The sequence below is a fragment of the Streptomyces sp. NPDC021100 genome (genome assembly GCF_044333095.1).
In the GTDB taxonomy this organism is placed as follows: Bacteria; Actinomycetota; Actinomycetes; order Streptomycetales; family Streptomycetaceae; genus Streptomyces.
This window is the reverse complement of the sequence record NZ_JBIRQH010000005.1, coordinates 275,137-301,444: the sequence shown is the minus strand read 5'-3', so window position 1 is coordinate 301,444 and position 26,308 is coordinate 275,137. Positions and strand designations below refer to the sequence as shown.

Genomic DNA, 26,308 nt, shown 5'->3' with positions numbered 1-26,308 from the left:
CTGATCCACATGTCCGCTGCGCCCGTTCTGGCGTTGCGCGGGATCTCCAAGCGGTTCGGTGCCGTCCAGGCGCTGACCGACGTGGAGTTGGAGATCCGTCCCGGTGAGGTGGTCGCCCTGGTGGGCGACAACGGCGCCGGCAAGTCCACCCTCGTCAAGACCATCGCGGGCGTCGCGCCCGCCGACGACGGCGTCATCGAGTGGGAGGGGCGGCCCGTCACCATCGACCGGCCGCACACCGCCCAGGAGCTCGGCATCGCCACCGTCTACCAGGACCTCGCCCTCTGCGACAACCTCGACGTCGTCGGCAACCTCTTCCTCGGCCGGGAGATCTCCCGCGCCGGGGTGCTGGACGAGGTCGGGATGGAGCGCCGGGCCCGCGAACTGCTCGGCGCCCTGTCCATCCGCATCCCCAGCGTCCGGATCCCCGTCGCCGCCCTCTCCGGCGGCCAGCGGCAGACCGTCGCCATCGCCCGCTCGCTGCTCGGCGAGCCCAAGGTCGTGATCCTCGACGAGCCCACCGCCGCGCTCGGCGTGGAGCAGACCGCCCAGGTCCTCGACCTGGTCGAACGGCTCCGCGAGCGAGGTCTCGGCGTCATCCTCATCAGCCACAACATGGCCGACGTCCAAGCCGTCGCCGACCGCGTCGCGGTGCTGCGCCTCGGCCGGAACAACGGGGTCTTCGCCGTGCGCACCACCTCCCAGGAAGAGATCGTCTCGGCCATCACCGGCGCCACTGACAACGCTGTCACCCGCCGTAAGGCCCGCATCGCGGAGGACCGGGCATGACCACCGACCTCTCCAAGACCCCCGAGGGCCCCCAGCCCGCCGCCCCGGCCACCGTCACCCCCGTCGACCCCCGGCTGCTCGTCCGCGAGGAGGGCTTCGCCGGCTACTGGTCCGAGTTCCTCCGCAAGCTGCGCAGCGGCGAACTGGGCTCGCTGCCCGTCGTCGTCGGCCTGATCGTCATCTGCCTGGTGTTCCAGCTCCAGGACTCGGCCTTCCTCGGCGCCGAGAACCTCTCCAACCTCTTCATCACCGCCGCGGGCACCGGCCTGATCGCCGTCGGCATCGTCTTCGTCCTCATCCTCGGCGAGATCGACCTCTCCGTCGGCTCGGTCAGCGGACTGGCGGCGGCGGTCTTCGCGGTCCTCAACGTCAACCACGGCATGCCCGAGTGGCTCGCCCTGATCCTGGCGATCCTCACCGGCACGGTCGCCGGGGTGCTCCACGGCTTCTTCTTCGCCCGGATCGGCGTCCCCGCGTTCGTCGTCACCCTGGCGGGCCTGCTGGGCTGGAACGGCCTGATGCTGGAGGTCCTGGGCGCCAACGGGACGATCAACCTCGACGACTCCGGACTGGTCGCCAAGCTCACCAACCACTACTTCGAGGACATCTCCGCCGCCTACGGACTGGCCACCGCCACCGTCCTGGCCTACTTCCTCGTCGCCTGGCGGGACGCCCGCCGCCGGGCCGCCGCCCAGGTGCCCAGCCGGCCGTTCGCCGAGATCGTGCTGCGCACGGCCGCCCTGGCGGTGCCCGCCTACGCGGTGGCCTGGGTCTTCAACCAGTACAAGGGCCTCCCGCTGGCCGTGGTGATCTTCGTGGGCGTCGTCGTCGCCCTCGACCTGGTGCTGCGCCGCACCCGCTACGGCCGCAAGGTCTTCGCCGTCGGCGGCGGCGTCGAGGCGGCCCGCCGGGCCGGCATCGACGTGGCGACGGTGCGGATCTCGGTCTTCGCGCTCTCCGGGACCATGGCGGCGCTGGGCGGGATGTTCCTGGCCTCGCAGATCAACGCGGCGAACCAGTCGTCGGGGGCGGGCAGCCTGCTGATGAACGCGATCGCTGCGGCGGTGATCGGTGGGACGAGCCTGTTCGGTGGGCGGGGCAAGACCTGGTCGGCCCTGCTGGGTGTGCTCGTCATCCAGTCGATCGCGTCCGGGATGGCGCTGCTGGGGATCGCCTCGGCCGTTCAGTACATGATCACGGGTGCGGTGCTGCTGGCGGCGGTCGTGATCGATTCCGTTTCACGGCGGACGCAGCGGACGGCGGGGCGGGTGTAGCGCCTGCGGCGGGCTGGTGCCCCGGTCCCGCCCTTTCACCGTTTCCTGAGGGCTGCGCCCCCAGCCCCCCCTTTCGCGGCTTCGCCGCTCGTCCTCAAGCGCCGGACGGGCTGAATATCAGCCCGTCCGGCGTTTGAGGACAACCGCGCGGAGCGCGGTTTCGGGGGTGCGGGGGCTTGCCCCCGCAGGAAACGGGGAAGGGGCGGGACCGGGGCACTCCCACATCCATGCCCGCCACGGGGCATCCGGGTGACATACATCCCCTCACCCGTTCACCGCCACGCCAAGCGGAAGATTAGACTCGACCGACCGGCAAAAGCTCGACAGCTTAAGGAGGCACGGGTGGCCCTGCTGACCCGCATCAGGGAACCGCGCGATCTTGACCGGCTGAGCCCCGAGCAGCTCGACCGGCTGGCCGCGGAGATCCGCACCTTCCTCGTCGACGCCGTCTCCAAGACCGGTGGCCACCTCGGCCCCAACCTCGGTGTGGTCGAGCTCACGATCGCCCTGCACCGCGTCTTCGACTCGCCCAAGGACAAGGTCCTCTTCGACACCGGGCACCAGTCGTACGTGCACAAGCTGCTCACCGGCCGCCAGGACTTCTCCCGGCTGCGGGCCAAGGACGGCCTCTCCGGCTACCCCTCGCGGGCCGAGTCGGAGCACGACGTCATCGAGAACAGCCACGCCTCCACCGTCCTCGGCTGGGCCGACGGCCTCGCCAAGGCCAACCAGGTCCTCGGCCACGACGACCGGCACGTCGTCGCCGTCATCGGCGACGGCGCCCTCACCGGCGGCATGGCCTGGGAGGCGCTGAACAACATCGCCGTCGCCAAGGACCGCCCGCTCGTCATCGTCGTCAACGACAACGAGCGCTCCTACGCGCCCACCATCGGCGGCCTCGCCAACCACCTGGCCACCCTGCGCACCACCGACGGCTACGAGCGCTTCCTGGCCCGCGGCAAGGACCTGCTGGAGCGCACCCCGGTCGTCGGCAAGCCGCTCTACGAGACGCTGCACGGCGCCAAGAAGGGCCTCAAGGACTTCATCGCTCCCCAGGGCATGTTCGAGGACCTCGGCCTGAAGTACGTCGGACCCATCGACGGCCACGACATCGAGGCCCTGGAGTCCGCGCTCCAGCGCGCCAAGCGTTTCAACGGCCCCGTGATCGTCCACTGCCTCACCGAGAAGGGCCGCGGCTACCAGCCCGCCGAGCAGCACGAGGCGGACCGCTTCCACGGCATCGGCGTCATCCACCCCGACACCGGCCTGCCGGTCTCCGCGTCCGGTGCCAGCTGGACGTCCGTCTTCGGCGACGAGATGGTCGCGCTCGGCCGCGAGCGCGAGGACATCGTGGCGATCACCGCCGCGATGATGCAGCCGGTCGGCCTCGGCAAGTTCGCCAAGGAGTTCCCCGACCGCGTCTACGACGTCGGCATCGCCGAGCAGCACGCCGCCACCTCCGCGGCCGGCCTGGCCACCGGCGGTCTGCACCCGGTCTTCGCCGTCTACGCGACCTTCCTCAACCGCGCCTTCGACCAGGTCCTCATGGACGTGGCCCTGCACAAGTGCGGCGTCACCTTCGTCCTCGACCGCGCGGGCGTCACCGGTGACGACGGCGCCTCGCACAACGGCATGTGGGACATGTCGATCCTCCAGGTCGTGCCCGGCCTGCGGATTGCCGCCCCGCGCGACGCCGACCAGGTCCGCGCCCAGCTCCGCGAGGCCGTCGAGGTCGACGACGCCCCCACCGTCGTGCGCTACTCCAAGGGCACGGTCGGACCGGCCGTCGAGGCCGTCGGCCGGGTCGGCGGCATGGACGTGCTGCGCCGCCCCGCGGACGGCGCGAACCGGGCCGACGTCCTGATCGTCTCCGTCGGCGCGCTCGCCCCGATGTGCCTGGAGATCGCCGACCTCCTCGACAAGCAGGGCATCTCCTCCACCGTCGTCGACCCGCGCTGGGTCAAGCCGGTCGACGAGGCGCTGCCCGGCCTCGCCCGGGAGCACCGCGTCGTCGTCACCGTCGAGGACAACGGCCGGGTGGGCGGCGTCGGTTCGGCCGTCGCCCAGGCGCTCCGCGACGCCGGCGTCGACCTGCCGCTGCGCGACTTCGGCATCCCGCCGCGCTTCCTCGACCACGCCTCCCGCAAGGAGGTCATGGCCGAGATCGGGCTGACGGCCCCGGACATCGCCCGCCAGGTCACCGGCCTCGTCGCCAAGCTCGACGGGACGTCCGTCGGGGTCGGCGTCACGGAGGCCGCCGAGGCCGCCGTGCTCCCGGGCGCGGACGAGCCGGGCGAGCCCGTCCGCGACTGACCGGGCCACCCCGACCCCGACGAGGGCCGGTCGGACCATCCTCCCGGGTGGTCCGGCCGGCCCTCGCGCATACCCCCGGCCGCCCTCCATCGGGTGAATCCGGTGCGGGGAGGCTGTGGCCCCCCGGGCCGGGCCCCGAACATCGCGGACACTCGCTCAGTTCAGGGACGACGCGGGGCGGCGCGAGCCGCGACTGGTGGAGGTGGGCCGATGGCCACGGAGCGACCGACCCGGAACGACCGCGGCAGGAGCGGGGTGTTCCGGACCAAGACGGTGGAGCAGTCCATCCGGGACACCGAGGAACCCGAACACGTCCTCAAGAAGTCCCTCTCCGCCCTCGACCTCACGGTCTTCGGCGTGGGCGTCGTCATCGGCACCGGCATCTTCGTCCTCACCGGCAAGGTCGCCAAGGAGACCGCCGGCCCCTCCGTGGCCCTGTCCTTCGTCCTCGCCGGCATCGTCTGCGCGCTGGCGGCGCTGTGCTACGCCGAGTTCGCGTCCACCGTGCCGGTGGCCGGCTCCGCGTACACCTTCTCGTACGCCTCGCTCGGGGAACTGCCCGCCTGGATCATCGGCTGGGACCTGATCCTGGAGCTGGCGCTGGGCTGCGCCGTGGTCTCCGTCGGCTGGTCCGGCTACATCCGCTCGCTGCTCGACACCGCCGGCTGGCACTTCCCCGCCGCCCTCTCCGGGCCGCACCACGGCGACTTCGGCTTCGACCTCCTCGCCTGCGTGCTGGTGCTGGTGCTCACCGCGATCCTGATCGCCGGCATGAAGCTGTCCTCGCGCGTCACCGCCGTGGTGGTGGGCGTGAAGGTGACGGTGGTCCTCATCGTCATCATCGCCGGATCGTTCTTCGTCAGCGGCGCCAACTACGACCCGTTCATCCCGCCCTCCCAGGGCACCGCCGGCGGCAGCGGCCTGGCCGCCCCCCTCTCCCAGCTCCTCTTCGGCTTCACACCCTCCCAGTTCGGCGTCATGGGCATCTTCTCCGCCGCCGCCGTGGTCTTCTTCGCCTTCATCGGCTTCGACATCGTCGCCACCGCCGCCGAGGAGACCCACAACCCGCAGCGCGACGTGCCGCGCGGCATCCTCGGCTCGCTCGCCATCTGCACGGTGCTGTACGTGGCCGTGTCCATCGTCGTCACCGGCATGGAGAAGTACAGCCGGCTCTCCGTCGACGCGCCGCTCGCCGACGCCTTCAAGGACGCCGGACAGCCCTTCTGGGCCGGGCTGATCAGCTTCGGCGCGGCCATCGGCCTCACCGCCGTGTGCATGATCCTGCTGCTCGGGCAGAGCCGGGTGTTCTTCGCGATGAGCCGCGACGGGCTGCTGCCGCGCGTCTTCTCCACCGTGCACCCCCGCTTCGGCACACCCTACCGCTCCACGCTCCTCCTCGGCGGCGTCGTGGCCGTCGTCGCCGGGTTCACCTCCATCGACGTACTGGCCGAGCTCGTCAACATCGGGACCCTCTTCGCCTTCGTCGTCGTCGCCCTCGGCGTCATCCTGCTGCGCCGCGCCCGCCCCGACCTGCCGCGCGCCTTCCGCACCCCGTTCGTGCCGTTCGTGCCGGTGCTGTCCGTGCTGGCCTCGCTCTGGCTGATGCTCAATCTGCCGGCGGAGACATGGCTGCGGTTCGCCGTGTGGATGGCCCTGGGCGTCGTCGTCTACTTCGCGTACGGGAAGCGGCACAGCAGGGTGGCGGCGGAGGCGGCGCGGCCGGGGTCGCGGGGACGGTGACGGGGTGCGCTCCGGGACCGGTCACGGGGTTTCCCCGGGCCTGTCCCCGACGCCACCCCCGGCCCGTCCCCGATTCCCCCCTGACCGCCCCGTATGTCACCCGCCGCCGGAACAGACCGACCCCTAGGTTGGCCGCATGCCCGCCGTCCAGCACGTCGCCGTCCCGGCCCCCGCCGCCGTCCCGCGCCCCCGCGCGAGCGCGGAGCCGCCGTCCAGGGGACCCCGGCGCGGGCTGCCCTTCTGGCGCGGACTGCTGCCCGTCCTGACCGCCCTGGCCCTCGCCACCCGGCTGCCGTCCTTCCTCCGCCCGCTGTGGAACCCGGACGAGGGCTTCCTCGCCACCCAGGCCCGGATGCTCGCCCAGGGCGCCGTCCTCTACCGCACCGTCGTCGACCGCAAGCCGCCCCTGCTGCCCTGGGTGTACGAGGCGTGCTTCCGCGCCTTCGGCGACGGCTCGCTGCTGCCCGTCAAGGGCCTCGCCGTGGCGGCCCAGCTGGTGACGGCCGTGCTGCTGGCCTCGTTCGCCCGGCGCCGCTGGGGCGAGCGCGCCGGGCGCACGGCCGGGGTGCTCTACCTGCTGGTCTCCATCGGCCTGGAGCCCGAGGACGCGCAGGCCGCCACCTTCGAGGTGTTCGCCGTGCCGTGGACGGCCGCCGCCATGTGGTGCGCCGACCGCGGCCGCTGGGGCCGGGCCGGCCTGGCCACGGCCGCGGCCCTGCTCACCAAGCAGACCGGGGGAGCGGTCCTGGCGCCCGTCCTGCTCATGCTCTGGACCGCCCGCACCCGCCCGTCCGGCGGACGGGCCCGCCGCGGCACGGCCGCCCTCGCGGCGGGCCTCACCCTGCCCGTCGTCGCCGTCGCCTGGGTCTGCGGCCCGGCCCGGCTGCTGTTCTGGTGCGTGACCGGCTCCGGCACCTACGCCTCCGTGGACGGCACGGTCGGCGCCTCGGCCGCCCGTGCCCTCACCAACGCCGGTACGCTGACCACCAGTTGCGCGGGCCTGCTGGCACCCGTCTGCCTCCTTCTGCTGGCCCGCCGCCGGGTCGCGCCGCCCGAGCTGTGGCTGTGGCTGATCGCCTCGGCCATGGCCGTCACCACCGGCTTCCACTTCTTCGGCCACTACTACCTCCAGCTCATCCCGCCCCTCACCCTGCTGGCCACCGCGGCCCTGCACACCCTCCCCGAGGCGGCGCGGCGCGTGGCCACCGGGCTGAGCGCCCTGTCCTGCGCCGCCTTCCTGACCGCCGGACTGGTCGTCACCCCGCCCGAACTGCCGCACTCGCTGCGGGTCGCGGACGCGGTACGGGCCCGGACCGCCCCCGCCGACCCGGTGCTGATCTGGGGCATGCACCCCGAGCAGTACTGGTTCGCCCGCCGCCCGCCCGCCGGCCGCTTCCTGACGGCCGGACTGCTCACCAACTACAGCGGCGGCCGGGACGCCTCCGCCGTCGGCGAGGCGTACGGCGTACCGGGCGGCTGGCCCGTCCTCCGCCGCGAACTCCGGGCGCGCCCGCCGGCGCTGGTCGTGGACGACTCCCGCGGCCGGCCCTACGCGGTGGCCCGCGTGCCCACGCTGCGGGCCTTCCTGCGGGGCGGGTACGCGCGGGTGGGGAGCGTGGAGGGGGCGGTGCTGTACGCGCGGCGGTGAGGCCGTCGCCGTACGGTCGCGGCCGGCGCCGTCAGGGGCGTACCGTCCGCGGCCCCACCGTCTCCGCGCCCAGCGCCGCGACCCGCTCCCGCAGCTCCCGGTCGGCGGTCGCCACCACGCAGCGCCGCCCCCGGGCCCGCTCCCCGGCCACCACCTCGACGATCCGGTCGTCCCCGCTGCCGGCCGCCGCCTCCACCCGCACCCCCGGCACCGGCTCCGTCCCGCGCGCCGCGCCCTCCACCACCAGGACGACGTCCAGCGGGCCGGGCAGCGGCGGGACGGCGTCCGGCAGCCCGCCGGACCCGTACCCGGCCAGAGCGTCGCGCAGCCGCTCGGTGGCCCCGCGGCGGTCCCGCCACCAGCCGTCGGGGACGCTGCCCACGACGTTCGCGGCATCGACGACGAGGAGCGGACCGGGCCCGGCCGCTTGGGCTTCCCCACCGGCGTTCACATCGGCGTTCATACCGACCAGGCTCGCACGCCGGATGCGAACCGGAATGCGCTCACCTGCGCAATGTTATTGTCGGGGGTCGGAAAACGCCGGTGAAACGGCTCCGCGCGACGCGGAATTGGGGCAGAGAGAGGCTGGCAGCGAGTCATGGCACGGACGGCCACCCCCACGACCGGCTGGCTGCTGCGGGGACAGGACGGCCGACTCACGGCCTACGCGCCCGCCGCCAACGGCCTGCTGCGCTGGACCGAGACCGCCCCCGGCGGCCCCGACTGGACGGGCCCCGAGCGGATCACCGTCCCCGGCCTGGAGCCCCACCTCTCGCTCTGCCGCACCCCGCAGGGGTATGTGTACCTCTTCGGCGTCCGCGCCCGGGAGACGGACGACGGCCGGACCGAGACGGACGTCGTCTACGCCACGCAGTTCCAGCCGGGCCGGGCCCTGACCCCCTGGCGCTCCATCGGCACCCCCTACGGGCAGGACCAGGAGCGCGCCACCCGCATCGGCGCCCCCGCCGCGGTCGTGGACAGGAACGGCCCGCAGGTCTTCCTCCGGAACGCGGGCGGCGGAGTCTGCGGCCGGCGCCAGGACGCCAAGGGCGTCTGGGGCGCCTGGACGGACATGAAGGGCAGCAACGTCCTCGACTCCCTCGCCACGGCGGTCACCGAGGACGGGCGCGCCGAACTCCTCGCCCCCTGCGACGGCAGCGTCCAGAGCTGGCGGCAGGAGGAGCCCGGCGGGCCGCTGAAGCGGGTGCGCAACATCACCGCCGAGCCGCTGGCCGGCTCCGCCGCCTGCCTCGCCGCCGGCGAGGGCCGCGTCAGCCACTTCTGGCGGGATGCCGCCGACTCCGCCCTCCGCGTCCACACCCGCGCCGTCGGTGACCCCGAGGACGACGTCACCCCCGTCACCCTCGGCCCCTCCGACGACGAGGGCACCGGCCCCGTCGCCGCCCTCCGCACCACCATCGACGGCCACGACTGCACGGTCCTCGCCCAGCGCACGGCGTCCGGCCTGCCGGCCGTCGCCGCCTACCCGACCGGTGACGAGAAGGCGGGCGCCTTCTGGTCGAAGACCGGTGAGGCGTGCGTGGGGGCGCCCGCGATGGCGCTCGACGCGGCGGGGCGGGTGGTGCTGGCCGCTTTCGCGCCGGACGGCGGGCTGTGCGTGACGCGGCAGAAGGACGAGGCGGGGCTGGCGCTGGGGCGTTGGGTGCGGGTGTAACGCCTGCGGCGGGCGGTGCCCCGGTCCCGCCCCTTCGCCGATTCCTGGGGCTGCGCCCCAGCCCCCCCTTTTCGCGGCTTCGCCGCTCGTCCTCAAACGCCGGACGGGCTGGATAGAGCGCCCGGGCACACACTTCAGCCCGTCCGGCGTTTGAGGACAGCGCGCGCAGCGCGCTTCAGGGGGTGCGGGGGCTTGCCCCCGCAAGAAACGGTGAAAGGGCGGGACCGGGGCACCCTCACCCCAGCGCAGCCACCACATCCGCGGCCGTCACCAGCCGCACCGCCTCAGCAGCCAACCCTCGCGGATGCAGAGCGAACACCTCCGCCCCCGGCGTCACTTCCACATCCCCGCGATATAGGAACGCCAGCTCAGGCGCCGGCACATCAGCCACCCCATCCCCCTCGGCGGAGCCGATCCGCCGCGCGAAGCACACGACGTCCTCCCCGACCCGCCGCCGGTAAGCACGCCGCGCCCCGTCAGGACCCCGCACCACAACCGTCCGAGCCCGCCCCGCCGCGTGCAGACGCGCCAGCTCACCGAGCCCCACCCGCGCGCCGGAGGCGAACAGCTCCGTGAGCCCCCGCCCGAGCAACGCCAGATCATCCGCGTGCCGATACACCGCATGGTGCGTCCCGGTGACGCCCTTGACGACGTCCAGCCACCGCATCGTACGGTCCGCCACATCGACCACCAACGGCACGCACGCATGAGCCCGCCCCGTGAGGTCGAACCGCTGCTCGACCTGGCGCGGGTCGAACACCGGGCCGTGCCCGCCGGGTTGGTCGCGGACCATGAGCCCGGCGAACCCTTCCGCGAGTTCCTCGAACGGCACGCTGTTGAAGGAGAAGACGACGGCGACGACGTACCGGACGCCGGCCGCGGCCAGCTTGCGCGGGTCCAGGTCGACGAACTCGCTCGCCCCGTCGGGCGGCGGCGCGCTGGTGAGGTCGCCGGAGTGGACGGCGGCGGTCTTCCGGAACCGCAGGTTGGTGTAGTCGCAGGTGCCGATGTGCCGCCAGGACGCGTCGAAGAAGGCTGTGGACAGGTCCAGATCGGTCCTTCCGGAGGACGCGCTCTCGGTCCAGTGGAGGAACAGCCGCAGCGTGCGCCCCTCGGGCACCGGCAGTTCGCTGCCGCGCGGGAGCGTCACGAGGGCGCGGGACGCGGTGCGTTCGGTGAACGGCGCGACGACCCCGTCCAGCGCGGCGTCGACGACGGCGACCTCGGCCGGCGGCAGGGTGCCGGCCCGGCGCAGGAGTTCGCCGGTGAGGACGTCCACCACGCGGCCGACCGTCGCCGCGGGCAGGGGCGCGCGCCCGTCCGGGACGATGTGCGCCCGGGCGGTGCCGCCCTTGGGGAAGAAGACCCGGTCCCGGCCCCCGCCCGCCGCCCGGGTGCGCAGCGCGCCGAGCGCCGACAGCAGGACCGCCGGGGACACCCGGGCCGCGGCGGGCCCGAGCGCCGCGAGGACGGAGTCCGTACGGTCCGTGCCGGACGTGCCGGCGAGGCGCAGCAGGTGGTCGAGGCGCCGCAGCAGCTCGCCCGGGCGCCGGGCGAGCAGCGGCAGGGCGGCGTCGACGTCCCCGGCGGCCAGCGCAGTCTCCACCAGCGCGGCCCAGCGCGGCAGCGCGACCCGAGCGCCCGTGAGGGCACCCGCCGGGTGCACCGCCCGCAGCCGCGCCGACAGCGCGTCGTCGGAGAGCCGGAAGCCGCGCAGGTCCGCGAAGGCGAGGGCGGCCCGCGGATACCGGTCCGCGTGCTCGAACGGGTGCAGCCGTTCCGCCGCCCGCTTCCACAGCGCGGCGTGCCGCCGCAGGTCCTCGGCCACCAGCAGCGGGTCGAGCCCGTCCAGGACGGCCAGCAGGGCGCGCCGCAGCGGGCGGGGTACGGCGGTGAAGCGGGGGACGTCCACCAGTCCCGCGTCGCCTCCGGAGCGGACGGCGAGCAGCCGCAGTACGTCCGTCGCGGTGGTGATCAGGGCCGTGGCCGCGGGCAGGGTGACGGGGTGCGCGGCCGGGTCCGCGAGCAGCCAGGCCAGGAGCCGGGCCTTGGTCTCCCGGCCGGGGACGTCCCTCGGGAGCCAGTCGAGGGACGCGCGGTCCCGGCCGGCCAGCAGGTCGTCGAGGTCGTCGGTGTCCTGCGGGGACAGCGCGCCGGTGCGGGAGAGCAGGGCGGTCAGTTCGGCGCGGGCGGCCGTCTCCAGGGCGTCGGGGCCGCCGCCGTGGGACAGGACGCGCAGCCGGGCGGGCAGCGCGCGCCCGGGGCCGGCCTCCGGCCGCGCCGCCTTCGGCAGCAGGAACGGGTCGCCGGCGTCGATCCGCCGGTGGCAGACCGGGCAGGCGGTGAACTCGGCGCCGTCGAAGCAGGACCGGCACACCAGGTGCGCGCACGGGTCGACCGCGTGGACGGTGCCCTCCGTCCCGCACAGGACGCAGGGCCGGCGCGGCGACTGGAAGAGGTGGGCGAGGACGCGGTCGACGTAGAAGGCGAGCGTGTCCTCGGGGACCGTGTACGGGAAGCCGTGGAACAGCGGCTCGTGGCGGCGGTGCGCGCCCAGCAGGCGGTCGGTCTCCCGCAGCAGGGCCCGTCCTTCGGCGGCCAGGGCGGCCGGCTCCAGCCGCGTCAGGGCCCGGCGGAGGTCCGCGGAGACCAGGAACCCGCGTTCCAGCAGGTCGGTTTCCAGCAGGGTGACGGGTATGTCGGCAGCATGCTCCGCCGGGTTGCCGGCCGAGGCGGGGAGGTGGACGGCCCCGCGCCGGGACAGCAGCACGGCGGCGGTGCTCCGCCGGGTGCCGGTGGTGGTGGTCGTCATCGCTCTCCGCGTTCCCAACGTGAGGGTGCGGGGCGGGAAGTGAACGCACTGGCGTCTGAAAGGGAGAAGGAAGCACGTTCGGAGCCGCCCCGCACCCGGAAGCTAACAGAGCCCGCGACGCGTCGGCCAACGAATAACGGGCGGTACGCGGAGACGGCGAAGGGCCGCGCGGACGGTGTCCACGCGGCCCCTACGGCCCAGGTGCTACGCCGGGACGCTCGCGACGCCCGGCTCCAGGAACCGCTTGCCGTTGACGCGCTCCGAGACGCCCTCACGGTCCAGGTACGGCGTGACGCCGCCCAGATGGAAGGGCCAGCCGGCGCCGGTGATCAGGCACAGGTCGATGTCCTGCGCCTCGGCGACGACGCCCTCGTCCAGCATCAGGCCGATCTCCTGCGCCACGCCGTCCAGGACGCGGGCGCGGACCTGCTCCTCCGTCAGGACGGTGTCGCCCTGCTGGAGGAGGGCGGCGACCTCGGGGTCCAGCTCCGGCTTCCCGGAGTCGTACACGTAGAAGCCGCGCTTGCCCGCCTTGACCACGGCGGCCAGGTTGGGGGAGACCTTGAAGCGGTCGGGGAACGCGCCGGCCAGCGTCTCGGAGACGTGCAGACCGATCGCCGGACCCACCAGCTCCAGCAGCACCAGCGGCGACATCGGCAGACCGAGCGGCTCGACGGCCTTCTCGGCGACGGCGACCGGGGTGCCCTCGTCGATGACGTTCTGGATCTCGCCCATGAAGCGGACCAGGATGCGGTTGACGACGAACGCCGGGGCGTCCTTCACCAGCACCGCGGTCTTCTTCAGCTTCTTGGCCACACCGAACGCCGTGGCCAGCGCCGCGTCGTCGGTCCGCTCGCCGCGCACGATCTCCAGCAGCGGCAGGATCGCGACCGGGTTGAAGAAGTGGAAGCCGACGACCCGCTCGGGGTGCTTCAGCTTCGACGCCATCTCGCTGACGGACAGCGACGAGGTGTTGGTGGCGAGGATGGTGTGCTCCGGCACGACCGCCTCGACCTCGGCGAACACCTGCTGCTTGACGCCCATCTCCTCGAAGACGGCCTCGATGACGAAGTCCGCGTCGCCGAAGGCGGCGGCCTTGTCGAGGGAGCCCGTCACCGCGGCCTTGAGGCGGTTGGCCTTGTCCTGGTTGACCCGGCCCTTGAGCAGCAGCATGTCGATCTGGTCGTGGACGTACTTCACGCCCTTGTCGACGCGCTCCTGGTCGATGTCGGTCATGACGACCGGCACCTCCAGGCGGCGGGCGAACAGCAGCGCCAGCTGCGAGGCCATCAGGCCGGCGCCGACGACGCCCACCTTGGTGACCGGACGGGCCAGCGACTTGTCCGGGGCCCCGGCCGGGCGCTTGCCGCGCTTCTGCACCAGGTTGAAGGCGTAGATGCCGCTGCGCAGCTCCTCGCCCATGATGAGGTCGGCCAGCGCCCCGCTCTCGGCGTCGAAGCCCTGCCGCAGGTCGCCGTTCTTCGCAGCGGAGATGATCTCCAGCGCGCGGTAGGCGGCGGGGGCGGCGCCGTGCACCTTGGAGTCGGCGAAGGCCCGGCCGCGCTCGACGGCCGCGTCCCATGCCTCGCCGCGGTCCACCTCGGGGCGGGAGACCTGGAGCTCGCCCTTGAGGACGGCGGCGGTCCAGGCCAGCGACTGCTCCAGGAAGTCCGCGCCCTCGAAGATCGCGTCGGCGATCCCGAGCTCGAAGACCTGCTTGCCCTTGAGCTGCCGGTTCTGGTTGAGCGAGTTCTCGATGATCACCGAGACCGCGCGGTCCGCGCCGATGAGGTTCGGCAGCAGGACGCAGCCGCCCCAGCCGGGCAGCAGGCCGAGGAAGACCTCGGGCAGCGAGAAGGCGGGGATCGCCTTGGACACGGTCCGGTACGAGCAGTGCAGCCCGACCTCGACACCGCCGCCCATGGCCGCGCCGTTGTAGTACGCGAAGGTGGGCACCGCGAGCGACGACAGCCGCTTGAAGACCTCGTGCCCGCCCTTGCCGATGGCCAGCGCGTCCTCGCGGGTCTTCAGCAGCTCGACGCCCTTGAGGTCGGCGCCGACGGCGAAGATGAACGGCTTGCCGGTGACACCGACGCCGACGATCTTCCCGGCCTTCGCCTCCGCCTCGACCTGGTCGATCGCCGCGTCGAGGTTGGCCAGCGACTGCGGGCCGAAGGTGGTCGGCTTGGTGTGGTCCAGGCCGTTGTCCAGCGTGATCAGCGCGAACGTGCCGGCACCCAGCGGGAGGTCGAAGTGGCGCACGTGCGCCTGGGTCACGACCTCGCCGGGGAACAGCTCGGCCGCACCCTTCAACAGTTCGGTGGTGGTGCTCACTTGTCCCCCTCGAAGTGCGGGTTCTCCCAGATGACCGTTCCGCCCATGCCGAGGCCGACACACATCGAGGTGAGGCCGTAGCGGACGTGCGGCTGCTCCTCGAACTGCCGGGCCAGCTGCGTCATCAGGCGGACGCCGGACGAGGCCAGCGGGTGGCCGAACGCGATCGCGCCGCCGTACTGGTTGACGCGCGGGTCGTCGTCCGCGATGCCGTAGTGGTCCAGGAGCGCGAGCACCTGCACGGCGTAGGCCTCGTTGAGCTCGAACAGGCCGATGTCGTCGATCGACAGGCCGGCCTTGGCGAGGGCCTTCTCGGTCGCCGGGATCGGACCGTAGCCCATGACCTCGGGCTCGACGCCGACGAAGGCGTACGAGACGAGGCGCATCCGGACCGGCAGGCCCAGCTCGCGCGCCACGTCCTCGGCGGCGATCAGCGAGGCGGTGGCGCCGTCGTTGAGGCCCGAGGCGTTGCCCGGGGTGACCCGGCCGTGCGGGCGGAACGGCGTCTTGAGGTTGGCCAGGCCCTCCATCGTGGTGCCCGGGCGCATCGGCTCGTCGGCCGTGACCAGGCCCCAGCCCAGCTCCCCGCCCTCGGGCGTGGTGCGGCGCACGGAGATCGGCACGAGGTCGGCCTGGATCTTGCCGTCGGCGTAGGCCTTGGCGGCCTTCTCCTGGCTGCGGACCGCGTAGGCGTCCGCGCGCTCCTTGGTGAGCTGCGGGTAACGGTCGTGCAGGTTCTCCGCCGTCATCCCCATGACCAGGGCGGACTCGTCGACCAGCTTCTCCGAGAGGAACCGCGGGTTCGGGTCGACGCCCTCGCCCATCGGGTGGCGGCCCATGTGCTCGACACCGCCGGCGAGGGCGACGTCGTACGCGCCGAAGGCGACGCCGCCGGCGACGGTCGTCACGGCGGTCATGGCACCGGCGCACATCCGGTCGATGGACATGCCGGGCACGGTCTGCGGCAGACCCGCGAGCATGCCGGCCGTACGGCCCAGGGTCAGGCCCTGGTCGCCGATCTGCGTGGTCGCGGCGATGGCGACCTCGTCGATCTTCGCGGGGTCCAGGTTCGGGTTCCGGCGCAGCAGCTCACGGATGCACTTGATGACGAGGTCGTCGGCGCGGGTCTCGTGGTAGATGCCCTTCGGGCCCGCCTTGCCGAACGGGGTGCGGACGCCGTCGACGAAAACGACGTCCCTAGCGGTACGAGGCACGTTGGCTCTCCTCCAGGTGCGGATCGCTGCGCGCGGGCATGCCGATACGGCTCCGCCGCGGTGCGGGCTGACCACCTCATGCTACTTACGGGTAACCAGGCTGCACAGTCCCTCCGGCGGGAGCGGCGAAGGTCACATACGGTGGGTTGTGCCCCGGTCCCGCCCCTTCGCCGTTTCCTGGGGCTGCGCCCCAGACCCCGTTGTCGCGGCTTCGCCGCTGGTCCTCAAGCGCCGGACGGGCTGACTTCAGCCCGTCTGGCGCTTGAGGACAACCGCGCGGAGCGCGGTTTCAGGGGGTGCGGGGGCTTGCCCCCGCAGAAACGGTGAAAGGGAGGGACCGGGGCACCACCCCTCAGGCAGAAGCCTCCCGCAGGGCCCGCACCAGCACCGGCGTCACCTGCTCCACCTGCCAGGGCCGAGCCCCATGCCCGGTGAGGGCAGCCGCGACGGCCTCCGGCGAAAGATCCTGCGGCGGCTCCCAGCAAACCCGCCGCACCGTATCCGGCGTGATCACATTCTCCTGAGGCATCGTCAACCGCTCCGCCAGCGCCGACACGGCGGCCCGCGCCGCCGACAACCGCGCCGCCGCCACAGGATCCTTGTCCGCCCAGGCCCGCGGCGGAGGCGGTCCGGTCAGCGGCTGGCCGGGCTGCGGGAGTTCGGACTCCGGGACGGCTCGCGCCCGGTCCACCGCCGCCTGCCACTGCTCCAGCTGACGGCGGCTCATCCGCGGCCCGAAGCCGGGCAGCGCGGCCAGCGCGTGTGCGTTGGGCGGCATGTTGAGGGCGGCCTCGATGATCGCGCCGTCGCCGAGCACCTTGCCCGGCGAGACGTCGCGCTTCTGCGCGACCTGGTCGCGTGCGGTCCACAGTTCGCGGACGACGGCCATCTGCCGGCGCCGGCGCACCTTGTGCATGCCGGAGGTGCGCCGCCACGGGTCCTTGCGCGGCGGGGCGGGCGGCGCGGCGGCGATGGCGTCGAACTCCTGGTGGGCCCACTCCAGCTTGCCCTGCCGGTCGAGCTCCTTCTCCAGCGCGTTGCGCAGGTCGACCAGCAGCTCCACGTCGAGCGCGGCGTAGCGCAGCCAGGGCTCGGGAAGCGGGCGGGTGGACCAGTCGACGGCCGAGTGGCCCTTCTCCAGGGCGTAGCCGAGGACGTTCTCGACCATGGCGCCGAGTCCCACCCGCGCGAACCCGGCGAGCCGTCCGGCCAGCTCGGTGTCGAAGAGCCGGGCCGGTGTCATCCCTATCTCGCGGAGGCAGGGGAGGTCCTGGGTGGCGGCGTGCAGGACCCACTCGGCGTCGCCGATGGCCTCGCCGAGCGAGGAGAGGTCGGGGCAGCCGACGGGGTCGATCAGGGCCGAGCCGGCCCCTTCGCGGCGGAGCTGGACGAGGTAGGCGCGCTGTCCGTACCGGTAGCCGGAGGCGCGTTCGGCGTCGACGGCCACGGGCCCGCGGCCCCCGGCGAAGGCGGCGACGACGGCGGCCAGGGCGTCGCGGTCGGCGACGACCGGCGGGATGCCCTCACGTGGTTCCAGCAAAGGGATCGGCGCCGATTCGACGTCGTCCGGGGGGCCGCCCCCGGTGGTTCGCAGTGGTGGGTCTGCTGCGGTGTCTTGGGCGTCGGTCACCGGTCAAGGGTATCCGGGGATGACGGAAGCCCGCCGACGGAACGTTCCGTCGGCGGGCGTGGGGGGCGGGCGGAGTCAGTGGATGATGCCGGTGCGCAGGGCGACGGCGACCATTCCGGCCCGGTCGCCGGTGCCCAGCTTGCGGGCGATGCGGGCGAGGTGGCTTTTGACGGTGAGTGCCGAGAGGCCCATCGAGACGCCGATGGCCTTGTTCGACTGGCCCTCCGCAACCAGCCGCAGGACCTCGACCTCGCGGCCGGACAGTTCGCGGTAGCCGCCGGGGTGGCCGGGCGCGCCGGGAGGGCGGCGCTGCATCCGCGCGGCCGCGGCGCCGATCGGGGAGAGCCCGGGGCGGCCGGGCACGCCGAGGTTGGTGCGGGTTCCGGTGACGACATAGCCTTTGACGCCGCCCGCGAGGGCGTTGCGCACGGCGCCGATGTCGTCGGCGGCGGAGAGGGCGAGCCCGTTGGGCCAGCCCGCGGCGCGGGTCTCGGACAACAGGGTCAGGCCGGAGCCGTCCGGGAGGTGGACGTCGGCGACGCAGATGTCGCGCGGGTTGCTGATGCGGGGCCGGGCCTCCGCGATGGACGAGGCCTCGATCACGTCCCGCACCCCCAGCGCCCACAGGTGGCGGGTGACGGTGGAGCGGACGCGGGGGTCGGCGACGACGACCATGGCGGTCGGTTTCGTCGGGCGGTAGGCGAGGCTCGCAGGTTGCTCGAGGAGAACGGACACCAGGCCTCCAGAGGGAGTGGCGGGGACGGGTGCCGACTTTTGGGTAAGCCGGGGCGATCCGTACGGGAAGGGTCACAAGTCCCTTCGGCAGACAAACCGCCCGGCTTTAGGGAATGATCACGAATTGATGAGTAACAATTCGGGCAATTCAGGCCTGGGGGTGGTCATCCCGACGGTCACCCCGATGGCCGCATCGGCGCACGCCGGGCTCGCCCCCGGCGCGGCACCTTCGCCCGCACCCCGCCCGTACCCCCGCCGTCAGCGGCTCTGCGGTCCCCGGCGCTGCGGCAGCGTCACGATCCCGGCCTCCGGGGCCCCGCCCGGCGGCAGCCCCGCGATCTGGCAGAGCAGGTCGCACCAGGCCGACAGGTGCGCCGCGGTGTCCGGGACGGCCCCGGCCCCCTGCCCGCCCGGCTCGATCGGCGACCACGACGCGCGGATCTCGATCTGCGTGGACGGCGGACGCTCCCGCAGGCCCCCGAAGTAGTGCGAGCCCGCCCGCGTCACCGTGCCGCTCGGCGCCGCGTACGGCACCCGGCGCGCCTCCAGCGCCCCGGTCAGCCAGGACCAGCACACCTCCGGCAGCAGCGGGTCCGCCGCCATCTCCTCCTCCAGATCCGCGTGCACCAGCGTGACCAGGCGGAAGGTGCCGCCCCACGCGTCGTGCCCGGCCGGATCGTGCAGCAGGATCAGCCGCCCGTCCGCCAGTTCCTCGTCGTCCACCACGACCGCCGCCTCCAGCGCGTAGGAGAAGGGGGCCAGCCGCTGGGGCGGCGGGGTGGCGTCGAGTTCGATCTCGGGCCGCAGGAGTACGCCCTGCAGCCCGGCGACCGCCTGCCGGAAGACGGACGGGGAACCCTCCCCACCCACGTCGTCCGGACTGTCCTCGTGGTGTCCGTGCGCCGCAGCCATGCCCGGAAGACTAGGCGGAACGACCCCCGGTTCCGGGTAGGGACACCCACATGCGCGGGTCACTCGTTCGGCCCGTGCGAAGATTTGGGGCATGAGTGAGATGGGCGAGCAGCAGACGGGCCGCGGCGCGGCATACGATTCGGCGTTCCTGCGGGCGTGCCGGCGCGAGCCCGTGCCGCACACACCGGTGTGGTTCATGCGGCAGGCGGGCCGCTCGCTCCCCGAGTACCGCAAGGTCCGCGAGGGCATCCCCATGCTGGAGTCCTGCATGCGGCCCGAGCTGGTCACCGAGATCACGCTCCAGCCGGTGCGCCGGCACAACGTGGACGCCGCGATCTTCTACAGCGACATCGTGGTGCCGCTGAAGGCCATCGGCATCGACCTCGACATCAAGCCCGGCGTCGGCCCGGTCGTCGAGCGGCCGATCCGCACCCGCGCCGACCTGGAGCAGCTGCGTCCGCTGGAGGCAGGCGACGTCTCCTACGTGACCGAGGCCGTCCGGATGCTCACCGCCGAGCTGGGCGCCACCCCGCTCATCGGCTTCGCCGGCGCGCCCTTCACCCTGGCCAGCTACCTGGTCGAGGGCGGCCCCTCGCGCAATCACGAGCACACCAAGGCGCTGATGTACGGCGACCCGGAGCTCTGGGCCGACCTGCTGGACCGGCTCGCGGACATCGCCGCGGCCTTCCTGAAGGTCCAGATCGAGGCGGGCGCCTCCGCGGTGCAGCTCTTCGACTCCTGGGTCGGCGCCCTGGCCCCGGCCGACTACCGCCGCCATGTGATGCCGTCCTCCGCCAAGGTCTTCGACGCCGTCGCCGGCTACGGCGTGCCGCGCATCCACTTCGGCGCGGGGACGGGCGAACTGCTCGGTCTCATGGGCGAGGCGGGCGCGGACGTCGTGGGCGCGGACTGGCGGGTGCCGCTGGACGAGGCGGCCCGGCGCGTCGGTCCCGGCAAGGCGATCCAGGGCAACCTGGACCCGGCCGTCCTGTTCGCCCCGCGCGAGGCGGTGGAGGCCAAGGCGGCCGAGATCCTGGAGGCCGCCCGCGGCCTGGAGGGGCACGTCTTCAACCTCGGCCACGGCGTCCTGCCCACCACGGACCCGGCCGCGCTGACGCGCCTGGTGGAGTTCGTGCACGAGCGGACGGCTCGCTAGCGGGCGCCCGGAAGGGTTTCACACCGTCAGGAAGACCGTCTCCCCCGGGCCCCGGAGCCGTACGTCGAAGCGGTACGCGCGGTGCCCGCCCTGCTCGGGGACGGCCAGCAGGGTGCCCCGCCGCGTCTCCGGGACCGCCGCGAGCAGTGGGTCGTCGGCGGGGGAGGCCAGGTACGCCCGGGTGAACAGGTGCCGCTGCAGCCCCCGTACGTGCAGGCACACCGCCAGATACGGGACCCCGCCCGGCGGCAGGGTGCGCAGCGCGTAGTGCCCGTCGCCGCGCGTCGCCACCCGGGCGAAACCGGTGAACGTCACCCCGTCCCGGCGCAGGCTGCCCGGCGCGCCCGCGCGGGAGCCGTCCGGGGCCGGCTGCCAGAACTCCAGCAGCGCCTCGGGCACCGGCGCGCCGTCCCCGTCGAGGACGTACCCGTGCAGGGTGACCGCCTCCGGGTGCCCGGCGGGCGCGAGGTCGCCGCCGCCGGGGAACGGCAGGGCGGCGCCGAAGTACGGGCCGGCCGTTTGCGGCGGTGTGCCGGATGCCATCAGCGGCTCCCCTCCGTCCAGGTCGCGGCCGGGCCGTCCAGCACGATGTCCCAGCGGTGGCCCAGGGCGTGGCCCGGGACGTTCAGCCCGGGGTCGTAGGCGGCGATCAGGCGGGCGAGCGCGGCGGGTCCGGGCACGGCGTGGGCGATGGAGTCGTGGGCGAGCAGCGGGTCGCCCGGGAAGTACATCTGGGTCACCAGCCGCTGGGCGAAGGCCGTGCCGAACAGCGAGAAGTGCAGGTGCGCCGGGCGCCAGACGGCCGAGTGGCCGTCGAGGGGGTAGGCGCCGGGCCTGATGGTGACGAAGCGGTAGCGGCCCTCGTCGTCGGTGAGGCAGCGGCCCGCGCCCGTGAAGTTCGGGTCCAGCGGGGCGGGGTGGCGGTCGTCCGGGTGCGCGTAGCGGCCCGCCGCGTTGGCCTGCCACAGCTCGACGAGCTGGCCGCGCACCGGCCGGCCGCGCCGGTCCGTGACGCGCCCGGCGACCGTGATCCGTTCCCCGATCGGCTCGCCCGGGTGGCACCGGGTCAGATCGGCGTCGGCAGGGTCCACGTCGGCCGGGCCGAAGACCGGGCCGGTGAGTTCGACCGCGTCGGGGTCGCATAACAGGGACAGCGGTGGCTGCTGTGGTCTGCGTTGCGGTATGCCCCGGTATGGGGGCGGGGGTGGGGTCGGAAGGGTGTCGAGGGGCGTCATGGGCTGTGGTTACCCAGGAGCGGGCCCCGATTACCCGGGGCGGCGGCCACCGCCCCGCCCGCCCGCCGGACGGCCCGTCAGATGAGGGGCGCGTCCATCGGCAGCCCCGCGTAGTTCTCCGCGAACTCCGCCGCCGCGGCGGTGGGTCCCGTCAGCCGGTCGAGCCGGGCCGTGCGGAGCCGCCGCTCGTAGGCGTCGCTGTCCGGCGCCGCGTGCAGCAGGACGGTCATGGCGTGCGAGAACTCCTGCACCTGCCACACCCGGCGCAGGCACAGCTCCGAGTAGCGGTCCAGGAGCGCGGTCGAGCCGGTCCGCCGCCGGTGGGCGAGGCCCCGGGCCATCGTGACGACGTCCGCGAAGGCCAGGTTGAGGCCCTTGGCGCCGGTGGGCGGGACGAGGTGCGCGGCGTCCCCGGCCAGCAGCAGCCGCCCGTACCGCATCGGTTCGACGACCTGGCCGCGCAGCGGGATCACGGCCTTGGCCGTCACCGGGCCGTGGTGGAGGGGGTGGCCGGGGACGGCCAGCCGGGCGTCCAGCTCGGCCCACATCCGGTCGTCGGGCCAGTCCTCCGGCGCGGTGCCGGCCGGGACCTGGAGGTAGTGCCGGGAGACCTCCGGCGACCGCATGCTGTGCAGGGCGAAGCCGCGCTCGTGCCCGGAGAGGATCAACTCGTCGGAGGCGGGCGGCGCGTCGGCGAAGACGCCCAGCCACGCGTACGGGTAGCCGCGCTCGTGCAGCCGGGCCGCGCCGGTGGCGAGCAGCGCCCGGCGGGCGGCGCCGACCGAGCCGTCGCAGCCCGCCACGTAGGAGCACTCCAGCGTCTCCTCGCGGCCGTCGCGGGTGTACCGGAGCACCGGCCGGTCGCCGTCGAGCCCCTCGATCGCGGTCACCGGGGACTCGAACAGCAGGGGTGTGCCGTCGGCCGTCGCCAGCGCGATCAGGTCCTTGACGATCTCGGTCTGCGGGTAGAGCGTGTTCGCCCGGCCGCCGGTCAGCGCCGCGACCCAGAACCGCTGCCGCCGCCCGCGGTGCCGCAGCTCGAAGCCGTCGTGCCGGACGCCCTCCCGGTCCAGCCGGTCCGCCGCGCCGCAGGCCCGCAGCACGTCCACCGCGCCCTGTTCCAGGAGCGCGGCCCGCTGCCGCCGTTGGACGTACTCCCGGTCGCGCGCCTCCAGCACCACGCAGTCGACGCCCGCCCGGCGCAGCAGCCGGGCGAGCAGCAGTCCGGCGGGGCCGGCTCCGATGATGCCGACGGTGGTGCGCATGCGGGGATTGCCTCTCGATCAGCGGAGGGGCGGATCAGCGCTCCAGCACCAGCGCCTGCCCCTGCCCCACGCCGATGCACAGCGCCGCCACCCCGATACCGGAACCGGCCGCCGCGAGCTGATGGGCCACCGTACCGGCGAGCCGGGCGCCGGAGCACCCCAGGGGGTGTCCGATCGCCAGCGCCCCGCCGTGCCGGTTCACCAGGGCGGGGTCGAGCTCCGGCCACTCCGCGAAGCATCCCAGCGCCTGGGCGGCGTACGCCTCGTTGAGCTCGAAGTGTGTCAGGTCGGCGAAGGAGCGGCCGGCCCGGGCCAGGGCCCGGCGCACCGCCTCGACCGGACCCAGCCCGTACAGGTCGGGCTCGGTGCCGGTGACGGCCGACGCCCGGACGCGGGCCAGCGGTTCCCGGCCGGTCGCCCGCAGGCCCTCCTCGTCGCAGAGCAGCAGGGCGGCCGCGCCGTCGTTCAGCGGGCAGGAGTTGCCCGCCGTGACGGTACCGCCCTCCCGCCGGAACGCGGGCTTCAGCCGGGCCAGCGCCTCCTCCGACGTGGTGTCGCGGATGCTCTCGTCGCGGGCGAGCTCCACGTCCGGCAGGAACACCACCTCGTCGGCGAACGCCCCCTCCCTCCAGGCGCGGGCCGCCTTCCGGTGGCTGGCCAGGGCGTACGCGTCCTGGTCGGCGCGGGAGATGCCGTGCTTGCCGGCGATCAGCTCGGCGCCCTCGCCCAGGGAGACCGTCCACCGCTCCGGCATCGCCGGGTTGGTCATCCGCCAGCCGAGGGTCGTCGAGTACAGCTCCTGGTGGCCGGCCGGGAAGGCGCGGTCCGGCTTGGGCAGCACCCAGGGCGCGCGGCTCATCGACTCCACGCCGCCCGCGACGACCACCGACGCGTCCCCGACGGCGATCGCCCGGTACGCCTGGACGACGGCCTCCAGCCCCGAGGCGCAGAGCCGGTTGACCGTCGAGCCGGGGACGGTCACCGGCAGACCCGCGAGCAGGACGGCCATCCGGCCCACGTTCCGGTTCTCCTCGCCGGCGCCGTTGGCGTTGCCCAGCACCACCTCGTCGATCCGCGCCGGGTCGAGCGCGGGCGCCCGGGCCACCAGGGACCGGACGACGTGGGCGGCCAGGTCGTCCGGGCGGACGCCGGCGAGCGCGCCGCCGTAGCGGCCGAGGGGCGTGCGGACGGCGTCGACGACGTAGACGTCGCGGATGCGGTCGTTCATGCGGTCTCCGTAAGCGGTCGGGCGGACGGCGGGAGGGGCCGAACGGACGGCGGGCCTCGGCGAACGGCCCCCGGAAGCGCCGACTGACCGTTCGGTCGAGAGTCTTGGCGGGCTCCCCGCCGCATGTCAATGGGGTGCGGAGCGGCGGTCCGGCGCCGTCTGAGACAGTGAGGCCATGAGCAGCGAAGCCCACACCCGCGTGCCCCACGTGGCCGTCGTCGGCGGCGGTATCTCCGGACTGGCCGCCGCCCTCCGGTTGCTGGAGGGGGGTGTGCGCGTCACGGTCCTGGAAGGCTCCGGCCGGGTCGGCGGCAAGCTGCTCGCCGGGGAGATCGCCGGCGTCCCCGTGGACCTGGGCGCCGAGTCGATGCTCGCCCGCCGCCCCGAGGGCGTCGCGCTCGCCCGCGCCGTCGGCCTCGGCGACCGCCTCCAGCCGCCGGCCACCGCCACCGCCGGCGTCTGGACCCGCGACGGCCTCCGCCCGCTGCCCAAGGGCCAGCTGATGGGCGTCCCCGGCGACCTCGACGCGCTCGCCGCCTCCGGGGTCCTCTCGCCGGACGGCCTGGCCGCCGCCGCCCGCGAGGCGGACCTGCCGCCCACCGAGCCGGGCGAGGACGTCGCCGTGGGCGCCTACGTCGCCGGGCGGTTCGGCCCCGAGGTCGTCGACCGGCTCGTCGAACCGCTGCTCGGCGGCGTCTACGCGGGCGACGCCTACCGCACCTCGATGCGCGCCGCCGTCCCCACCCTCTTCGAGGCCGCCCGCGGCCGGCGCTCGCTCACCGAGGGCGTCCGCGCGCTGATCGCCGCCGCCCCGCCGAACGCGGGACCGGTCTTCGCCGGCATCGACGGCGGCATCGGCCGGCTGCCGCTCGCCGCCGCCGACGCCGTGCGCGCGGCCGGCGGCGAGATCCGCACCGGCACGCCGGTGGCCGGCCTGCACCGGACCGCCGACGGCTGGCGCCTCGACCTCGGCGACGCCCACCTGACCGCCGACGGCGTCGTCCTCGCCACGCCCGCGCCCGCCACCGCCCGGCTGCTCGCCGGCACGGCGGACGCCGCCGCGGCCGACCTGGCCGGCGTCGAGTACGCCTCGATGGCCCTGGTCACCCTGGCCTTCCGCCGCTCCGACGTGGCCGGGCTCCCGGCCGGCAGCGGCTTCCTCGTGCCGCCCGGCGACGGCCGCCGGATCAAGGCGTCCACCTTCGCCAGCAACAAGTGGGGCTGGATCGCCGCCGCCGACCCCGACGTCTTCGTGCTGCGCACCTCCCTCGGCCGCCACGGTGACGAGGACGACCTGCACCGCGACGACGCCGACCTGGTCAAGCTGTCGCTGGCCGACCTCCACGAGGCGGTCGGCCTGGACGCCACGCCGATCGCCGGCCGTGTCACCCGCTGGGACCAGGGCCTCCCGCAGTACCCCGTCGGCCACCTCGACCGGGTGGCGCGCGTCCGCGAGCGGGTCGCCGGGCTGCCCCGGCTGCGGGTCTGCGGCGCGGCCTACGACGGCGTCGGCATCCCGGCCTGCGTCGGCGGCGCCCGCCGCGCGGCCGAGGAGCTGATGGCCACCCTGCCGCAGAGCGCCGGGGACGCGGGGGGACAATAGGGGGCATGACGACTGACGACCGGAAGACCCCGAACGCCGGCAAGAAGGCCAAGGACCTCAACGAGGTCATCCGCTACACGCTCTGGTCGGTGTTCAAGCTGCGCGACGTGCTCCCGGAGGACCGCTCCGGCTGGGCGGAAGAGGTCGAGGAGCTGTTCGCGGCCCTCGCCAAGGAGGACGTCACCGTGCGCGGCACGTACGACCTCTCCGGGCTCCGGGCCGACGCCGACGTGATGATCTGGTGGCACTCGGAGACCTCGGACGCACTCCAGAGCGCCTACAGCCGCTTCCGCCGCACCCGCCTCGGGCGCGCCCTGGAGCCGGTGTGGTCGAACATGGCGCTGCACCGCCCCGCCGAGTTCAACAAGTCGCACATCCCGGCGTTCCTCGCGGACGAGAACCCCCGCGAGTACGTCAGCGTCTACCCCTTCGTCCGCTCGTACGACTGGTACCTGCTGCCCGACGAGGACCGCCGCCGCATGCTGGCCGACCACGGCAAGATGGCCCGCGGCTACCCGGACGTCCGGGCCAACACGGTCGCGTCCTTCTCGCTCGGCGACTACGAGTGGATCCTCGCCTTCGAGGCCGACGAGCTGCACCGGATCGTCGACCTGATGCGCCACCTGCGGGCGTCCGAGGCGCGGATGCACGTCCGCGAGGAGGTCCCGTTCTTCACCGGCCGCCGCAAGGCGGTCGCGGACCTGGTGGCCGGGCTGGCCTGAGCCCGGTGCGGCGCCCTGTGACG

Annotated in this window: 20 protein-coding genes; 9 read left to right on the top strand and 11 right to left on the bottom strand. The window is 74.1% G+C overall.

Translation table 11 applies throughout. The annotated features are described in order from the left end of the window. Positions 1–9: 9 nt before the first annotated feature. The 5 genes from ACH4PU_RS13465 (at position 10) to ACH4PU_RS13445 (ending at position 7,764) form a co-directional block, all read left to right on the top strand. Positions 10–789 (top strand): ATP-binding cassette domain-containing protein, encoded by a 780-nt coding sequence (locus tag ACH4PU_RS13465; protein ID WP_185943222.1) that lies wholly within the window; start codon positions 10–12, stop codon positions 787–789. Further along, entirely contained in the window at positions 786–2,063 is a 1,278-nt protein-coding gene (locus tag ACH4PU_RS13460) for a sugar ABC transporter permease (protein ID WP_398270669.1), read from the top strand. The genes ACH4PU_RS13465 and ACH4PU_RS13460 overlap by 4 nt, the downstream gene beginning before the upstream one ends. 342 nt (positions 2,064–2,405) lie before the next feature. Then, on the top strand, positions 2,406–4,376 hold the full coding sequence (dxs, locus tag ACH4PU_RS13455) for a 1-deoxy-D-xylulose-5-phosphate synthase (protein WP_398270666.1): 1,971 nt from the start codon (positions 2,406–2,408) through the stop codon (positions 4,374–4,376). 210 nt (positions 4,377–4,586) lie between these two features. Further along, a complete protein-coding gene (locus ACH4PU_RS13450; RefSeq protein ID WP_398270663.1) occupies positions 4,587–6,116 on the top strand; it encodes an amino acid permease in 1,530 nt (509 codons plus the stop codon). A gap of 136 nt (positions 6,117–6,252) precedes the next feature. Beyond that, positions 6,253–7,764: an ArnT family glycosyltransferase gene (locus ACH4PU_RS13445; protein ID WP_398270660.1), complete on the top strand. Its 1,512-nt coding sequence runs from the start codon at positions 6,253–6,255 to the stop codon at positions 7,762–7,764. Between the two features lie 31 nt (positions 7,765–7,795). Here ACH4PU_RS13445 and ACH4PU_RS13440 read toward each other — a convergent pair whose 3' ends face one another. Continuing rightward, complete coding sequence (locus ACH4PU_RS13440) at positions 7,796–8,227, bottom strand: NTP pyrophosphohydrolase (RefSeq protein ID WP_398270657.1); 432 nt, start codon at positions 8,225–8,227, stop codon at positions 7,796–7,798. Between the two features lie 135 nt (positions 8,228–8,362). On the opposite strand from ACH4PU_RS13440, the gene ACH4PU_RS13435 reads away from it, so the two are divergent. Beyond that, a complete protein-coding gene (locus tag ACH4PU_RS13435) occupies positions 8,363–9,439 on the top strand; it encodes a hypothetical protein (RefSeq protein ID WP_398270654.1) in 1,077 nt (358 codons plus the stop codon). Between the two features lie 235 nt (positions 9,440–9,674). On the opposite strand, the gene ACH4PU_RS13430 is transcribed toward ACH4PU_RS13435, so the two are convergent. The 6 genes from ACH4PU_RS13430 to ACH4PU_RS13405 all read right to left on the bottom strand — a co-directional run bounded on the left by ACH4PU_RS13430 (position 9,675) and on the right by ACH4PU_RS13405 (position 19,076). Continuing rightward, positions 9,675–12,251, bottom strand: a complete 2,577-nt coding sequence (locus ACH4PU_RS13430; protein WP_398270651.1) for an MXAN_6230/SCO0854 family RING domain-containing protein — start codon at positions 12,249–12,251, stop codon at positions 9,675–9,677. 204 nt (positions 12,252–12,455) lie between these two features. Further along, positions 12,456–14,585: a 3-hydroxyacyl-CoA dehydrogenase NAD-binding domain-containing protein gene (locus ACH4PU_RS13425; protein WP_398270648.1), complete on the bottom strand. Its 2,130-nt coding sequence runs from the start codon at positions 14,583–14,585 to the stop codon at positions 12,456–12,458. Beyond that, entirely contained in the window at positions 14,582–15,799 is a 1,218-nt protein-coding gene (locus ACH4PU_RS13420) for a thiolase family protein (protein ID WP_398270645.1), read from the bottom strand. Before ACH4PU_RS13420 ends, ACH4PU_RS13425 begins: the two co-directional genes overlap by 4 nt. Before the next feature lie 352 nt (positions 15,800–16,151). Beyond that, the gene (locus ACH4PU_RS13415) at positions 16,152–17,429 is read right to left on the bottom strand and encodes an HRDC domain-containing protein (RefSeq protein WP_398270642.1); all 1,278 of its coding nucleotides are present in this window, start codon (positions 17,427–17,429) and stop codon (positions 16,152–16,154) included. Between the two features lie 75 nt (positions 17,430–17,504). Then, positions 17,505–18,164 carry a LuxR C-terminal-related transcriptional regulator gene (locus tag ACH4PU_RS13410; RefSeq protein ID WP_398270639.1) on the bottom strand — a complete coding sequence of 220 codons (660 nt, stop codon included), beginning with the start codon at positions 18,162–18,164 and terminating at the stop codon, positions 17,505–17,507. Between the two features lie 258 nt (positions 18,165–18,422). Next, positions 18,423–19,076 (bottom strand): DUF3000 domain-containing protein, encoded by a 654-nt coding sequence (locus tag ACH4PU_RS13405; protein WP_398270636.1) that lies wholly within the window; start codon positions 19,074–19,076, stop codon positions 18,423–18,425. Positions 19,077–19,176: 100 nt separating this feature from the next. On the opposite strand from ACH4PU_RS13405, the gene hemE reads away from it, so the two are divergent. Then, positions 19,177–20,232 (top strand): uroporphyrinogen decarboxylase, encoded by a 1,056-nt coding sequence (hemE, locus tag ACH4PU_RS13400; protein ID WP_398270911.1) that lies wholly within the window; start codon positions 19,177–19,179, stop codon positions 20,230–20,232. 18 nt (positions 20,233–20,250) lie between these two features. Here the strand turns inward: hemE and pcaG are convergent, their stop codons facing one another. The 4 genes from pcaG to ACH4PU_RS13380 all read right to left on the bottom strand — a co-directional run bounded on the left by pcaG (position 20,251) and on the right by ACH4PU_RS13380 (position 23,960). Next, a complete protein-coding gene (gene pcaG, locus ACH4PU_RS13395) occupies positions 20,251–20,775 on the bottom strand; it encodes a protocatechuate 3,4-dioxygenase subunit alpha (protein WP_398270633.1) in 525 nt (174 codons plus the stop codon). Continuing rightward, complete coding sequence (gene pcaH, locus ACH4PU_RS13390) at positions 20,775–21,467, bottom strand: protocatechuate 3,4-dioxygenase subunit beta (protein WP_398270630.1); 693 nt, start codon at positions 21,465–21,467, stop codon at positions 20,775–20,777. The genes pcaG and pcaH overlap by 1 nt, the downstream gene beginning before the upstream one ends. 77 nt (positions 21,468–21,544) lie before the next feature. Continuing rightward, a complete protein-coding gene (locus ACH4PU_RS13385; protein WP_398270627.1) occupies positions 21,545–22,732 on the bottom strand; it encodes a 4-hydroxybenzoate 3-monooxygenase in 1,188 nt (395 codons plus the stop codon). A gap of 34 nt (positions 22,733–22,766) precedes the next feature. Beyond that, complete coding sequence (locus ACH4PU_RS13380; RefSeq protein WP_398270624.1) at positions 22,767–23,960, bottom strand: thiolase family protein; 1,194 nt, start codon at positions 23,958–23,960, stop codon at positions 22,767–22,769. Between the two features lie 175 nt (positions 23,961–24,135). Between ACH4PU_RS13380 and hemG the strand changes: the two genes are divergently transcribed. Next, positions 24,136–25,563, top strand: coding sequence for a protoporphyrinogen oxidase (hemG, locus tag ACH4PU_RS13375; protein ID WP_398270621.1), 1,428 nt, complete (start codon positions 24,136–24,138; stop codon positions 25,561–25,563). Between the two features lie 5 nt (positions 25,564–25,568). After that, positions 25,569–26,285, top strand: coding sequence for a hydrogen peroxide-dependent heme synthase (hemQ, locus tag ACH4PU_RS13370; protein ID WP_398270618.1), 717 nt, complete (start codon positions 25,569–25,571; stop codon positions 26,283–26,285). Positions 26,286–26,308: the final 23 nt, after the last annotated feature.

Bases quoted from the DNA above. Each gene is read 5' to 3' on its own strand.
- ACH4PU_RS13460 (WP_398270669.1), top strand. From the start codon at position 786: ATGACCACCGACCTCTCCAAGACCCCCGAGGGCCCCCAGCCCGCCGCC.
- ACH4PU_RS13435 (WP_398270654.1), top strand. From the start codon at position 8,363: ATGGCACGGACGGCCACCCCCACGACCGGCTGGCTGCTGCGGGGACAG.
- ACH4PU_RS13430 (WP_398270651.1), bottom strand. From the start codon at position 12,251: ATGACGACCACCACCACCGGCACCCGGCGGAGCACCGCCGCCGTGCTG.
- hemG (WP_398270621.1), top strand. From the start codon at position 24,136: ATGAGCAGCGAAGCCCACACCCGCGTGCCCCACGTGGCCGTCGTCGGC.
- hemQ (WP_398270618.1), top strand. From the start codon at position 25,569: ATGACGACTGACGACCGGAAGACCCCGAACGCCGGCAAGAAGGCCAAG.
- pcaG (WP_398270633.1), bottom strand. From the start codon at position 20,775: ATGGCATCCGGCACACCGCCGCAAACGGCCGGCCCGTACTTCGGCGCC.
- ACH4PU_RS13405 (WP_398270636.1), bottom strand. From the start codon at position 19,076: ATGGCTGCGGCGCACGGACACCACGAGGACAGTCCGGACGACGTGGGT.
- ACH4PU_RS13445 (WP_398270660.1), top strand. From the start codon at position 6,253: ATGCCCGCCGTCCAGCACGTCGCCGTCCCGGCCCCCGCCGCCGTCCCG.
- ACH4PU_RS13465 (WP_185943222.1), top strand. From the start codon at position 10: ATGTCCGCTGCGCCCGTTCTGGCGTTGCGCGGGATCTCCAAGCGGTTC.
- ACH4PU_RS13380 (WP_398270624.1), bottom strand. From the start codon at position 23,960: ATGAACGACCGCATCCGCGACGTCTACGTCGTCGACGCCGTCCGCACG.
- hemE (WP_398270911.1), top strand. From the start codon at position 19,177: ATGGGCGAGCAGCAGACGGGCCGCGGCGCGGCATACGATTCGGCGTTC.
- ACH4PU_RS13450 (WP_398270663.1), top strand. From the start codon at position 4,587: ATGGCCACGGAGCGACCGACCCGGAACGACCGCGGCAGGAGCGGGGTG.
- pcaH (WP_398270630.1), bottom strand. From the start codon at position 21,467: ATGACGCCCCTCGACACCCTTCCGACCCCACCCCCGCCCCCATACCGG.
- ACH4PU_RS13385 (WP_398270627.1), bottom strand. From the start codon at position 22,732: ATGCGCACCACCGTCGGCATCATCGGAGCCGGCCCCGCCGGACTGCTG.
- ACH4PU_RS13440 (WP_398270657.1), bottom strand. From the start codon at position 8,227: ATGAACGCCGATGTGAACGCCGGTGGGGAAGCCCAAGCGGCCGGGCCC.